The sequence below is a fragment of the Pseudomonas sp. AU12215 genome, assembly GCF_001675465.2.
In the GTDB taxonomy this organism is placed as follows: Bacteria; Pseudomonadota; Gammaproteobacteria; order Pseudomonadales; family Pseudomonadaceae; genus Pseudomonas; species Pseudomonas nitroreducens.
In genome coordinates this window covers 1-12,816 of sequence record NZ_MACM02000181.1, presented here as the reverse complement: position 1 = coordinate 12,816, position 12,816 = coordinate 1, and the positions used below count along the sequence as shown (strand labels likewise).

The 12,816-nt window shown below is 65.6% G+C and carries 10 protein-coding genes; 3 read left to right on the top strand and 7 right to left on the bottom strand.

Going from position 1 to position 12,816, the window contains the following annotated elements; translation table 11 throughout:
* Nucleotide 1 precedes the first annotated feature (1 nt).
* Nucleotides 2-1,003 carry an AraC family transcriptional regulator gene (locus A9513_RS31275; protein WP_024763137.1) on the bottom strand — a complete coding sequence of 334 codons (1,002 nt, stop codon included), beginning with the start codon at nt 1,001-1,003 and terminating at the stop codon, nt 2-4.
* A 363-nt stretch (nt 1,004-1,366) separates the two neighbouring features.
* Between A9513_RS31275 and A9513_RS31270 the strand changes: the two genes are divergently transcribed.
* Entirely contained in the window at nt 1,367-2,668 is a 1,302-nt protein-coding gene (locus A9513_RS31270) for a dicarboxylate/amino acid:cation symporter (RefSeq protein WP_024763138.1), read from the top strand.
* A 367-nt stretch (nt 2,669-3,035) separates the two neighbouring features.
* On the opposite strand, the gene A9513_RS31265 is transcribed toward A9513_RS31270, so the two are convergent.
* From A9513_RS31265 to A9513_RS31255, 3 genes are all read right to left on the bottom strand, one after another.
* The gene (locus A9513_RS31265; RefSeq protein ID WP_038803425.1) at nt 3,036-4,427 is read right to left on the bottom strand and encodes an adenylate/guanylate cyclase domain-containing protein; all 1,392 of its coding nucleotides are present in this window, start codon (nt 4,425-4,427) and stop codon (nt 3,036-3,038) included.
* A 139-nt stretch (nt 4,428-4,566) separates the two neighbouring features.
* The gene (locus A9513_RS31260; protein ID WP_024763139.1) at nt 4,567-5,151 is read right to left on the bottom strand and encodes an HD domain-containing protein; all 585 of its coding nucleotides are present in this window, start codon (nt 5,149-5,151) and stop codon (nt 4,567-4,569) included.
* Between the two features lie 167 nt (nt 5,152-5,318).
* Nucleotides 5,319-6,122, bottom strand: a complete 804-nt coding sequence (locus tag A9513_RS31255) for a helix-turn-helix transcriptional regulator (protein WP_024763140.1) — start codon at nt 6,120-6,122, stop codon at nt 5,319-5,321.
* A gap of 209 nt (nt 6,123-6,331) precedes the next feature.
* Here A9513_RS31255 and A9513_RS31250 point away from each other — a divergent pair, with 209 nt between their 5' ends.
* Both A9513_RS31250 and A9513_RS31245 read left to right on the top strand, forming a co-directional pair.
* On the top strand, nt 6,332-7,696 hold the full coding sequence (locus A9513_RS31250) for an APC family permease (protein ID WP_038803426.1): 1,365 nt from the start codon (nt 6,332-6,334) through the stop codon (nt 7,694-7,696).
* A 28-nt stretch (nt 7,697-7,724) separates the two neighbouring features.
* On the top strand, nt 7,725-8,822 hold the full coding sequence (locus A9513_RS31245; RefSeq protein WP_065086417.1) for a P1 family peptidase: 1,098 nt from the start codon (nt 7,725-7,727) through the stop codon (nt 8,820-8,822).
* A gap of 93 nt (nt 8,823-8,915) precedes the next feature.
* On the opposite strand, the gene A9513_RS31240 is transcribed toward A9513_RS31245, so the two are convergent.
* From A9513_RS31240 to A9513_RS31230, 3 genes are all read right to left on the bottom strand, one after another.
* Nucleotides 8,916-9,914, bottom strand: coding sequence for a sulfate ABC transporter substrate-binding protein (locus A9513_RS31240; protein ID WP_065086416.1), 999 nt, complete (start codon nt 9,912-9,914; stop codon nt 8,916-8,918).
* A 188-nt stretch (nt 9,915-10,102) separates the two neighbouring features.
* Nucleotides 10,103-11,758, bottom strand: coding sequence for a mucoidy inhibitor MuiA family protein (locus A9513_RS31235; RefSeq protein ID WP_304362955.1), 1,656 nt, complete (start codon nt 11,756-11,758; stop codon nt 10,103-10,105).
* A 146-nt stretch (nt 11,759-11,904) separates the two neighbouring features.
* A complete protein-coding gene (locus A9513_RS31230) occupies nt 11,905-12,756 on the bottom strand; it encodes an ion transporter (protein ID WP_065086414.1) in 852 nt (283 codons plus the stop codon).
* Nucleotides 12,757-12,816: the final 60 nt, after the last annotated feature.

Sequence of the window (12,816 nt, the reverse complement as noted above, 5' to 3'; positions counted from 1 at the left end):
CTCATTCCCCCTGCTGTGCCCGATACGCCCCCGGCGTCAGTCCCGTCCATTTCTTGAACGCCCGGTGGAACGCCGATGGCTCGGAGAAACCGAGCTGGTCGGCGATATCCTGAATGGAGTGCTCGTCGCGGCCCAGGTAGTAGATCGCCAGGTCGCGGCGCAGCTGGTCCTTCAACTCCTGGAAGTTTGGCCCTTCTTCCCGCAGATGGCGGCGCAGGGTCTGCGGGCTCATGTGCAGTTGCGCAGCGACCTGCTCCAGGTCCGGCCAGCGGCGGCAGTCGCGGCCGAGCAGGCGGCGGATCTGGCTGGTCAGGCTGTCGCCGCCGTCGGGGCGGGCGAGCAGGTCGGCGGGCGAGTCCTTGAGGAAGTGCTTGAGCGTGCGCTCGTCCTGCAGCAGCGGCATGTCCAGGTAGCGCGCTTGCAACAGCAGGCTGGTGCTGCCGGCGGAAAAGCGGCGAGGGCAGGGGAACAGCAGGTCGTACTCGGCCTGGTGCTCGGGCGGCGGGTAGCTGAAGGTGGCTTCCTCCAGGCGGATGCGCTGGCCGATCAGCCAACTGGCCAGGCGATGCCAGATCAGCAGCAGGCTCTCGGCAAGGAAGTGGTCCGGGTCGCGCAGGTGGGTCTCGTCCAGGGTCAGCCGGGCGCGGTCACCGTCGCGCACCAGCTCGATCCGCGGCGCCTCGGGAAACAACCCGTAGAACAGCGAACCGCGGCCCAGCGCCTTCTCCAGCGTGCGGCAGTGGATGATCGCGTTGCACATCATGGCGAAGGTGCCGCGCTTGCTCGGCAGGCTGCCGAAACCCATGTATTCGTCGTCCAGCGCTTCCCAGAGGGTCTGCATCAGCCGGCTGAACTGCTCGGGATCGATCCGTGCGCGAGGTTCGTCGAGGATGGCCGGGACGATGCCGGCGTCGCGCAGCAGCGCCTGGACGTCGAGGCCCTTGCGCTGGGCGCCATGGACGGCGGCGCGGACGAAATGGCTGGCAATGGTGCGTTCACGCATGAGCGGTCCTTGTTGTTCTGTCCGCATGTCCGAAAGAACAGTGCGGCAAACCCGATCGAACCTGATCGGAGTTCTACAATCTACGGTACGAAGGCCGTGGCGGATACCCGCCAGAGGGCGGGAAACCCGCCAGCGAGGAGGCGGGTTTCCGCCAGATTCGGCGCCTTCCGTGCCCTGACTTTTTACGGAAGCCGTTGAATTTAAAGGGGTTACATATTTTCTAAAGGTCTGGCACAGCACTTGCGATAGGCAAGCAAGGCCTGCCGTCTGGCATGCCCTGAAAACAAATTCTCCCATTGCAGGGAGATAACGCGTTCGGTCTTGCGCCTCCCCCGGAGCGCAGGCCCAGAGGACAAAGCTGCCATGACCAAGCAACCCTTCTACAAAAGCCTGTATGTGCAGGTACTGATCGCCATCGCCATCGGTATCGCACTCGGCCACTTCTACCCCGACACCGCCAAACTGATGAAGCCGCTGGGCGATGGCTTCGTCAAACTGATCAAGATGGCCATCGCGCCGATCATCTTCTGCACCGTGGTTACCGGTATCGCCGGCATGCAGAGCATGAAGGCCGTGGGGAAGACGGGTGGCATGGCGCTGCTGTACTTCGAAATCGTTTCGACCATCGCGCTGATCATTGGCCTGGTCGTGGTCAACGTCGTCCAGCCGGGCGCCGGCATGCACGCCGACGTCGCCACGCTGACCGCCGAAATGAACAAGAACGCGGCACTAACCGGCTTCATCGCTTCGGGCGAGAAGCAGAGCACCATCGACTTCTTCATGAACGTCATCCCGAGCACCGTGGTCGGCGCCTTCGCCAACGGTGACATCCTCCAGGTGCTGTTCTTCTCCGTGCTGTTCGGCTACGCGCTGCACCGCCTGGGTGACTACGGCAAGCCGGTGTTCGAGTTCATCGATCGCATCACCCACGTGATGTTCAACATCATCAACGTGATCATGAAGGTCGCGCCCATCGGTGCCTTCGGTGCCATGGCCTTCACCATCGGTGCCTACGGCCTCGGCTCGCTGGTGCAGCTGGGCCAGCTGATGCTGTGCTTCTACGTCACCTGCCTGCTGTTCGTGCTGATCGTGCTGGGCGGCATCGCCCGCGCCCACGGTTTCAGCATCCTGCGCTTCATCTCCTACATCCGCGAAGAACTGTTGATCGTGCTGGGCACCTCGTCCTCCGAATCGGCCCTGCCGCGCATGATCGCCAAGATGGAAAAACTGGGCGCCGACAAGAGCGTCGTCGGCCTGGTGATCCCGACCGGCTACTCGTTCAACCTGGACGGCACCTCGATCTACCTGACCATGGCCGCCGTGTTCATCGCCCAGGCCACCGACACTCCGATGGACATCACCCACCAGCTGACCCTGCTGGTCGTCCTGCTGATCGCCTCCAAGGGCGCCGCCGGGGTCACCGGTTCGGGCTTCATCGTGCTGGCTGCCACCCTGTCCGCCGTTGGCCACCTGCCGGTGGCGGGCCTGGCGCTGATCCTGGGCATCGACCGCTTCATGTCCGAAGCCCGCGCGCTGACCAACCTGGTCGGCAATGGCGTGGCCACCATCGTGGTCGCCAAGTGGTGCAAGCAGCTGGACGAGAAGACCCTGTCCGCAGAACTGGCCGCCGGCCCGGGCAACTCCGCGGAGCTGCAGCCGTCCTGACGCGCTTTTCAAAGAGCAATTCGGCCCGGTGAACGTGAAGCACCGGAGCCTTTCCAGCCCGCTCGATTGAGCGGGCTTTTTTATGGGCGGGTGGTTGGTGGCGGCGCGCGTTTTGTAGGAGCGAGCTTGCTCGCGAACGGTTTCCCGGCAGCTTTGGAGGTGGGCGGGTTCGCGAGCAAGCTCGCTCCTACAGTGGCTGCGGGCGTGTGCAGCCAGGACGGGGCGTCGTCAGCCTTGCAACATTCCAGGGAGCGCCCGGCGCGCATGGGAGCGGACTCCGCTCGCGATTGGCCGGCCGCCAGCGGGGAGGGTGTGCATCAACGAGAAAGGCGCACGCAGAAGCATGCGCTGAAGAAGCGGAAAGGAATCAGAGAATGATCTTGTCCTTGAGCTTCTCCGCCGCCTGCTGCAGCGCCTGGATGACCCGTTCCTTGTCGTAGTTCTGCACGTTGTTGGTGTCCAGGTACATGGAGAAGCCCGGCACCTCGTGCTCGACGAAGCTGGGGTTGGAGCCCAGGTCGCGGCGGAAGTCGACCACCTGGTAGATCTGTACCGGCTTGCTGAAGCCCTTCACGGCGATCTGCCCCTTGTCGCGGCACATCAGCACGTCTTTGACCAGCGAGTAGGTCTCGTGGCTGATGAGGATCTCGCCGGCTTCGGCGGCGCTTTCCAGGCGGCTGGCGAGGTTCACTTCGCGGCCGATGATGGTGTAGTCCATGCGCGTGTCGGCGCCGAAGTTGCCCACGGTGCAGTAGCCGGTGTTCAGGCCCATGCGCACTTCCAGCGGCTTGGTGATGCCCTGGGCGCGCCACTGCTGGCGCATGACCTTCATGTGCTTGCGCATGGCCACCGCCATGGACACGGCGGCCACGGCGTCTTTCTTCGCGCCCTGAGTGGCCGGGTCGCCGAAGAACACCATCACGCAGTCGCCGACGAACTTGTCGATGGTGCCGCCGTACTTCAGGGCGATCTTCGACATCTCGTTGAGGTAGTTGTTGAGCATGTCGGTGAGGGCTTCGGCTTCCAGTTCCTCGGACAGCTCGGTGAAGCCCTTGATGTCGGAGAAGAACACCGTGAGCTTCTTGCGCTGGGTTTCCAGGCGCACCGTGCGCTTGCCGCTGAAGATCGACTCCCACACCTGCGGCGACAGGTACTTGGCCAGGTTGCTGGCCAGGCGCGCGGCCTTTTCCTGCTCCAGGGTGATGTCCGAGCGGGCCTGGGCCAGGCGCAGGCCCTGCTGGTGCACGAAGAAGGCGGTGATGCAGATGTACAGGGTCGAGAACAGCACGCTGACCAGCGAAACGATGGCAGGGGTCGCGCCCTTGTAGCCCGGAGTGATCAGCGCCGCAGACAGCACCGAGGCGCTCAGCCCCACCAGCAGCGCCAGCCCCAGCGAGCGCAGGCCGCCGATGATCAGTGCCGAGAAGGAAAGGATCAGCACCAGCATCAGGCTGGGTACCTCGGAGAACCCCAGCAGCGTGGTGGCGATACCGGCGTGCAGCGCGTCGATGAACAGCAGCACCAGGCGGGTACGCTGCGGGTTGTCGCGCTTGAAGCGGCGGCTGACCTGCTGGGCCAGGTGCGGGTAGAGCAGGGCGTACGGGATCATCCAGAGGATGTCGTAGCCGAAGTACTTGGCGAAGGTGCCGGCGGTGATGGTCGCGGCGATGGCGATATAGGCCAGCACGCGGGAATGGTATTCGCGCAGAGGGGTGGGGGAGAGCGGACTACTGGATCGCTCGAGAACGTTAGGCTTCATGCGCAGGAAACTTCCCTAATGCGTGTGGGCTTGTGGCCAATTACGCGTCTGAATTTTGGGAATCTTATTCCATGCGCTACCCCGGAGCCAGCGGCGGCTAGCGACTGCTCGTCGCGGACCGCCGGTCGCTTCGGGACCCTCAGGCCATGCTGCCGTCGGGCTTCTGGTAGATCGAGCGGCGCGGCTGGGCGAAGACCCGGCGCAGCATGGGTTCGAAGAACTCCAGGGGCAGCACTTCGCCGTCCGGATCGAAGGCGGCGGCGTCGTAGCGCGCGCAGAATTCGATGGTCCGCTCGAACTGCGGGTGGTCCTTGAACTGCTCGCGCAGGTGCCGGTCCAGGCCCAGGTGATGGAAGAAGTAGTAGCCCTGGAAGATCGCGTGCTTCTCGATCATCCACAGGTTCTCCTCGCTGACGAACGGCTTGAGGATGGCCGCGGCGATGTCGGCGTGGTTGAACGAGCCGAGGGTGTCGCCGATGTCGTGGAGCAGGGCGCAGACCACGTATTCCTCGTCGCGACCGTCGCGGTGGGCCAGGGTGGCGGTCTGCAGCGAGTGGGTCAGGCGGTCTACCGGGAAGCCGCCGAAGTCGCCGTCGAGCAGGCGCAGGTGGGTCATGATCCGGTCGGGCAGAAGCGCGGCGTACTGGCCGAAGTCCTTGGCGATGATCGCCCAGTCCTCGGCGGTGCCGTCTTCCATGTGGGTGAAGTTCGCGCGTGCGTTCATCAGGCTGTGCTCTCTTGTGATTGTCGTGGCGTGTCTGGATGGCACCGATCCAGTCTAGAAGCCTGACGGGCACGCGGTAGTGTCCGTGCAGCGCCAGCGGGGTGTCCCGGCACGCGCGAATGGTGCGGCATCAGCCGCGCGGATGGCGGCGGGTGTTCAAGGTTCGCTCAGGGGTTCTGCGGATCGTGCCCCAGCGACTGCAGGAACAGCGAGAACAGCTCCGGCTGCGAGGAGATGTCGAGCTTGTTGTAGAGGTGGCGGCGGTGGACCTTGATGGTCTCCGGGGAGATCGCCAGGCGCTCGGCCATGGCCTTGGAGGAGTAACCCCGCAGGATCAGCCGGGCGATCTCCAGTTCGCGTTCGGAGAGCACACCCGCGCCGAAGTGGCTCAGGGCGTCACGTACCTGCACTGCCACGCCGTCGCTGGCGCCCGGCAGCAGGCGCTGGCTGCGTTGCTGCCAGTGCTGCTGCATCAAGGCCAGCACCCAGGGGCAGAGCATCGCCAGCAGGCCGGTCTGCTCGCCATCGAACAGCCGGCGCATACCCAGTGACAGCGACAGCGCGCCCTGGCCGGGCAACTGCAGGATGAACTGCACCTCGTCCTCCAGCACGTTGTCGTGGAAGTAGCTGAGGAAGTACTCGCTCTGGCGGAACTGGTCCGGGGAGATTTCCTCCAGCCGGTACAACCCGCTGGGCACGCCCTCGCGGCAGGCCTGGTAGAACGGGTCGAGCTGGTAGAGGCCGTCCAGGTAGATGGCCATGGCGGCTGGGCCGGCGGTGGGCTCGGCATCGTATTCCTCCAGCGCCACCGGAGTGCCGCTGGCCGGGTAGAACATCGCCAGGGCGTTATCGAACGGCAACCACTGGTGCAGCAGCAGGACCAGTTGCTTCCAGAAGCGCGGCTGGCCGATCTGCTCGATGGCGCGACCAAGGTTGGCGTGCATGCCGACTTCGCGGAACAGGTTGTGCATCCGAGGGGATTCTCTGAGAGGGGCGGAGGAGTCGGCCCACGGTTTCCTCCTTTTAACCCGTCGCCGTCAAGGGGGCGTAACCCCAAATGGTGATTGGCCGTCCCCCTCGCCATGCCCAGACTGCACCCCACGCAGCGCCCCGCTCAGAGGGCGCATCAAGGTCTTCGTTCCTGCCTCAGCCACCAATAACAACACGAGGAAACAACGATATGAGCGCTTCCCCTGCGCCAGCGAGCGCGCTCAAGCCCAGCCTGGGCGTGCTCGACGTAGTCGCCATCACCGTCTCGGCGGTCACCCCCGCCAGCTCCGTTTTCGTCATCGCTCCCTTTGCCATCCAGCAGGCCGGCAGCGGGGCCTTCCTGGCGTTCGTCTTCGCCGGGTTCCTGGCCCTGATGTTCGCCTGGTGTTATGCCGAGCTGGGCCGGGCCCACAGCTCCGCCGGCGGCGAGTATGTCTACGCCAAGCGCGTGTTCGGCGGGCTCGCCGGCTACGCCACCTTCCTTACCGTACTGGTCTCGCTGCTGTTCATCCCGCCGGTACTGGCGACGGGGGCGGCGACCTATCTCAACAACGCCCTGGGGACGAACTTCGACACCCAGACCGTGGCCCTGGTGATAGTCGCCGCCAGCTACGTGCTGGGCATCCTGAATATCCGCGTGAACGCCTGGATCACTGGCGTGTTCCTGCTCTGCGAAGTGGCGGCGCTGCTGGTGATCGTGGTGCTCGGCTTCGGCCATGTCAGCCAGCCGGTGAGCGTGCTGGTGCAGCCGCAGCACATCGACGGCGGGATACTGGCCGCCGCGCCCTGGGCGCTGGTGGTCGGCGCCGTGGGTACCGCGCTGTTCTCCTACAACGGCTTCGGCGGCGCGGTGCTGCTGGCCGAGGACATGAAGTGCGGCGGCCGCAACGTACACCGTGCGGTGATCTGGTCGCTGGTGCTGGTGGTGGCGATCGAGATCGTCCCGCTGACCGCGCTGCTGCTGGGCGCGCCTTCGCTGAAAGATATGATCGCCAGCCCCGACCCGGTCGGCTACCTGCTCACCGCCCACGGCAACGAAACGCTGTCGCGGCTGGTCAGCGCCGGCATCTTCCTCTCGGTGTTCAACGCCATAGTCGCCATCGTCATCCAGGTCGGCCGGGTGATCTTCAGCAGCGGCCGCGACGAGCTGTGGACGCCGCTGATGAACCGCGCCTTCACCCGCATCCATCCGCGCTGGGAGTCGCCGTGGATCGCCACGCTGTTCCTCGGGGTGCCCTCGGCGGCGCTGAGCTTCAGCTCGAACCTGGAGGAGCTGACCTCCTTCACCGTGCTGCTGCTGGTGATGGTCTACCTGGTGGTGGCGCTCTGCGCGCTGTTCAGCCGCGTGCTGCGCCGCGATCGCGAGCACCCGTACCGCATGCCGCTGTGGCCGTTGCCGGCGATGCTGGCCGTGGTCGGCGCCGGCTACCTGTTGCTCAACCTGCTGATGGACGCTTCCTCGCGGGACATCATGATCATTGTCGGGATACTGGCCGTGTCGGTGATTCTCTACAGCACCTACGGCAAGCTCAGCCCGGCCTTCCAGAAGCTCTGAAACCCTGCTCGACAACCAAGGAGACAGCATGCGCGCTCGTCAACTCGGCATCACCCTCGGCCTGGGCACGCCCGGCGAGTTCAACGCCATCACCGACGTTCCCGGCATCCGCGTCGGCCACAGCACCCTGATCGGCGAGCGCGAGGGGCGCGCCGTACGCACCGGGGTCACGGTGGTCCAGCCGCGCGAGGGGGCGGCACGCCAGCAACCCTGTTTTGCCGGCTGCCATGTGCTCAACGGCAATGGCGACGCCACGGGGCTGGAGTGGATTCGCGAGGCGGGCCTGCTGACCACGCCCATCGCCATCACCAATACCCACAGTGTGGGCGTGGTGCGCGATGCGCTGATCGCCGCCGAGCATGCCGAGTTGGCCGACCCGTCCATCTACTGGTGCATGCCGGTGGTGATGGAAACCTACGATGGGCTGCTCAACGACATCTGGGGCCAGCATGTGGGCGCCGAGCAGGTGCGCGAGGCGTTGGCCGCGGCCGAGTCCGGCCCGGTGCGGGAAGGCCCGGTGGGTGGCGGCACGGGGATGATCTGCCACGAGTTCAAGGGCGGTATCGGCACGGCCTCGCGCAAGCTGCCGGCGGAGCAGGGCGGCTGGACCGTGGGCGCACTGGTGCAGGCCAACCATGGCCAGCGCCGTGAGCTGCGGGTGGACGGCTACCCGGTCGGCCGCCAGCTGGGCGACCTGTCGTCGCCTTTCGCCGAACAGGGCACGCCGGGCATGGGCTCCATCGTGGTGATCCTGGCCACCGATGCGCCGTTGCTGCCGCACCAGTGCCAGCGCCTGGCGCAACGCGCCTCGTTGGGGATCGCCCGGACTGGTGGCGGGACCGACGATTCCAGCGGCGACATCTTCCTTGCCTTCGCCACCGGCAACCGCGGCCTGCCGCCGGCGGACTACGGGCGCAAGAACCTGCCGTTCGCCACGGCGCTGGAGATGGTCAACAACGACCACATCTCGCCACTGTTCGCCGCCGCGGCGGAAGCGGTGGAGGAGGCCATCGTCAACGTGCTGCTGGCCGGCAAGGACATGCGCACCGACGACGGCGTGCTGGTGCCGGCGCTGAGCGGGGAGCTCTTGCTGGCGGCATTGCGTGAGACCGGCTGGAAGGGATAACCGGGGCATCCGGCACACTGTTGCATGAACGGAGCATGAAAAAAGCCGGAGCTGCTGGGCAGCTCCGGCTTTTGTCTTTGGCGTCCCGATGGATCAGTTCGGGGTATAGATCTGGTCGAACACGCCGCCGTCGGCGAAGTGCGTCTTCTGCACGGTGCGCCAGTCGCCGAAGGTCTTCACCACGGAGAAGAAGTCCACCTTCGGGAAGCGGTCGGAGAACTTGGCCAGTACTTCCGGGTTGCGCGGGCGCAGGTAGTTGTTCGCCGCGATGGTCTGGCCTTCGTCGGACCACAGGTACTTCAGGTAGGCCTCGGCTTCGGCGCGGGTGCCTTTCTTGTCGACCACCTTGTCGACCACCGCCACCGGCGGCTCGGCTTCGGCGGAGACGCTCGGGTAGACCACTTCGAAGCCTCCACGGCCGAACTCGCGGGCGATCATCTCGGCTTCGTTCTCGAAGGTCACCAGCACGTCGCCGATCTGGTTCTGCATGAAGGTGGTGGTCGCTGCGCGGCCGCCGGTGTCCAGCACCGGGACGTTCTTGAACAGCTGGGCGACGAATTCCTTGGCCTTGGCTTCATCGGCGCCGTGCTTCTGCGCGTAGCCCCAGGCAGAGAGGTAGGTGTAGCGGCCGTTGCCCGAGGTCTTCGGGTTCGGCACCACGACCTGGATACCCGGCTTCACCAGGTCGTCCCAGTCCTTCAGGCCCTTCGGGTTGCCCTTGCGCACGATGAACACGGTGGCGGAGGTGAAAGGCGCGCTGTTGTTCGGCAGGCGGGTCGCCCAGTCCTTCGGCACCAGGCCGCCATTGTCGGCCAGGGCGTCGATGTCGGTGGCCTGGTTCATGGTGATGACGTCGGCCGGCAGGCCGTCGATCACGGCGCGGGCCTGCTTGCTGGAACCGCCGTGGGACATCTGGATGGTGACCTTCTCGCCTTTTTCGGCCTGCCAGTGTTTCTGGAAGGCGGCGTTGTAGTCCTTGTAGAAGTCGCGCATCACGTCGTAGGAGACGTTGAGCAGGGGCTGGGCGGCCTGGGCGGCGGAGGCCAGGGCAAGGCCGGCGGCCAGCAGCGAGGCGCTGAACAGACGTTTCACGAGCAGTTCCTTTTGGCAGTGTTGTTGGGCGTCGATTATGCCGACAGGTTATATGGCAATTAAATACTTAAAGGCTATTTGCTTATGCGGCGAGCCGTTTCCCGCGCCGCGCTGTTGCGCATGCCACGAAGAGGAAAGTTGCCCGGCAGCCTAGCAGGCCGGCCGGGCAAGGGCTGCACCGGCAGTCGTCATTCCAGCCCGCTGACTTCCAGCTCCTTGGGATACTCGACGCTGAACTTGAGGGTGGTACTGCGTTTCTCGCCCGGTTTCAGCTGCCAGTCCCACAGCAGCTTGCCGTCGTCTTCGCGCCTGGCCTCCTGGCCTTCGGGCTCCAGCAGGGCGACCTTGATCTGCTCGTTGCGCGAGATCGGCAGCTGGTCCTTGAACTGCAGGCGCTGCTCGGTCTTGTGGTTGTTCTGCGCGTCGATGCGGAACTCGTAGGTGACGCGCTTGCGGCCGCCGGTGAGGCCGGTGTAGTCGGTGTAGCGGTTGACCAGCTTGCGCTTGATCGACATCGCTTCGTCGCCGCCCAGGGCCAGCTCGAAGGTCTCGCCCGGCATCACCGCGCGCAACTGGCCGCTGGCGACGAAGGTATTGCCCAGGTAGGTGTTGAGGGTCCCGGGCAACAGTGGGTAGTCGCTGGCATTGCGGGTATCGGCCTGCAGGTACGCGGCTTCGCGCAGTGATGGCGTGGCCAGGTAGCGGAAGGTCGCCGGCAGCTTGAACTGGGCGATGGAAACCTTCTGCGAGCTGCCATCGCTGTTGAGCGTGGCGCGGGTCGGGATATGGAAGGAGGCGCTGGTGGTGGCACCGCTGACGTCGGCGACGGCGACAGGCATTTCCGCCAGCGAACCGGCCACGGCCTGTTCGTCCGCGACGAAGCGCTGGGCCTTCTTCGCTTCCATCGCCATCATCGGTGCGGCCGGTGCTGGAGCGGGGCGGGCGGGCATTACCGTGCGTGGATCGAAGGTCTCGACGAACCATGGCGACAGCGCCGGCACGCTGCTGCCCAGGTTGGGGCGAGCGGTGGACAGGGTGAGGTCGACGTCCGTCCAGTCCTCGCCGCTGCTCTGCCGGACTATGCCCTGGTAGGTCAATTCGATCTTGTCCTCACCGTCGCGCAGACGGGCGTCGTAGGCCGGGCGCCAGGAGGCATCGTAGAGCGTGTAGTTGAGCTGCAGCTGGACTTGTGCCGGCTTCTCCAGCGCCACGCGCAGGATGGCCCGCTTGTAGTGGGTGCCGTCGCCGGCCAGGTGGCTGCGCTGGTTCTCCAGTTCCTGCTTGCGTTGCTGCAGTTCCTCGCCCTGCTGGTCGAGCTTGCGCTGCTCGTCGAGGATGCGGCCCAGGTTGCCTTCGCTCATCTGCAGCAGGTTCTTCAGTTCGTCGATGCTCAGCAGTGCCTGGTTCTTGCCCGGCTTGGTGCTGCTGGCCTGGATGTCGGCGAGGAACTGCTTCTGGTTTTCCAGCACGCTGCCGCGGTCGCTGATCTCGCGCTCCTGCCGTTCGAGGTCGCGCAGTTGCGCGTCCAGCTGTTGCAGGCGGTTGTCCTCGGAGGGCGGTGAAACCTGCGGCGCGCTGCTGACGTCGAGCAGGGTCGCGGCGGCGCTGGCACTGAGCGAGGCCTGCAGGCTGTTGTCATCGATGCGCAGGGGCAACTGCTCCAGGGCGATCTCGTGCTGGCCGGCGGGCAGCTGCAGGGTGGCGGTGCGGGTGACGATGGCGCGGTCGGTGTAGACGGTCACCGCGCTGATGCGGCTGTCGGCCACCTGTGGCGCGGCCAGCAGCGAGGTGCTGGCCAGCGCACCGGTCATGGCGAGGATCAGTGGATGGAGTCGAAAGGGCATGTGCTCACCTCGGGGCCTGGAAGGCGACCGACACTGCGGAACGCCACCATGGCGTCCGTCCATGACGCTTGTGACGAAGGGGGCGCAGGCAACGGGTTGAGACTGGGTGAATTCATGCCGCGATGGGCGACGAACGGTTACCTGGGTCAGCCCCTGGCAGTGTCACCCGCCCTTGGGAACAGCGCGTTGCCGCAGCGCGAGCAGAACGCCGCTTCGGCCTCGTGGCTGGCCTTGGCGCAGGCCGGGCAAGGCTTGTCCAGTTGCCCTGGCGGGCGTTCCTGGCGCATGGCGTTGTGCAGTTCGGCGCTGAAGATGCCGGTGGGCACGGCGATGATCGAGTAGCCGGTGAGCATCACCAGGCTGGCGATGGCCTGGCCCAGCGGCGTCTTCGGGGTGATGTCGCCGAAGCCCACGGTGGTCAGGGTGACGATGGCCCAGTAGATGCCACGGGGGATGCTGGTGAAGCCGTGCTCGGGGCCTTCGACCACGTACATCAGCGAGCCGAACACCGTCACCAGGCTCATCACCGAGACGAAGAACACCGTGATCTTCTGCCGGCTGCCGCGCAGGGCGGTGAGCAGGAAGTCGGCCTGGCGCAGGTACTGGCGCAGCTTGAGGATGCGGAAGATGCGCAGCACCCGCACGATACGGATCACCAGCAGATACTGGGCGTTGGGGTAGAAGATGGCGATCACCCCCGGCAGCACCGCCAGCAGGTCGACCAGCCCGTAGAAGCTCAGGGCATAGCGCAGGGGCTTGGGCGAGCAGTACAGGCGTAGCAGGTATTCGATCAGGAACAGGCCGTTGATCACCCACTCGATGTCGCTGAGCAGGCCGCCGTAGGCGTTGCTGATCTCGTCGACGCTGTCGAGGATCACCACCAGCAGGCTGGCGAGGATGACGATCAGCAGCGCGCTGTCGAAGCGCCGGCCGGCGACCGTGTCGGACTGGAAGATGATGACGTAGAGGCGCTGGCGCCAGCTTTGGGGGTCGGCCATGGATGAATCCGCGGAACGGGTTCAGTCACCTTAGCCGAGATGCGGCGGGGCGGCTGATGC

Coding starts and splice junctions, on each gene's coding strand:
- A9513_RS31275 (WP_024763137.1), bottom strand. CDS start 1,003: ATGCGTGAACGCACCATTGCCAGCCATTTCGTCCGCGCCGCCGTCCAT.
- A9513_RS31270 (WP_024763138.1), top strand. CDS start 1,367: ATGACCAAGCAACCCTTCTACAAAAGCCTGTATGTGCAGGTACTGATC.
- A9513_RS31265 (WP_038803425.1), bottom strand. CDS start 4,427: ATGAAGCCTAACGTTCTCGAGCGATCCAGTAGTCCGCTCTCCCCCACC.
- A9513_RS31260 (WP_024763139.1), bottom strand. CDS start 5,151: ATGAACGCACGCGCGAACTTCACCCACATGGAAGACGGCACCGCCGAG.
- A9513_RS31255 (WP_024763140.1), bottom strand. CDS start 6,122: ATGCACAACCTGTTCCGCGAAGTCGGCATGCACGCCAACCTTGGTCGC.
- A9513_RS31250 (WP_038803426.1), top strand. CDS start 6,332: ATGAGCGCTTCCCCTGCGCCAGCGAGCGCGCTCAAGCCCAGCCTGGGC.
- A9513_RS31245 (WP_065086417.1), top strand. CDS start 7,725: ATGCGCGCTCGTCAACTCGGCATCACCCTCGGCCTGGGCACGCCCGGC.
- A9513_RS31235 (WP_304362955.1), bottom strand. CDS start 11,758: ATGCCCTTTCGACTCCATCCACTGATCCTCGCCATGACCGGTGCGCTG.
- A9513_RS31230 (WP_065086414.1), bottom strand. CDS start 12,756: ATGGCCGACCCCCAAAGCTGGCGCCAGCGCCTCTACGTCATCATCTTC.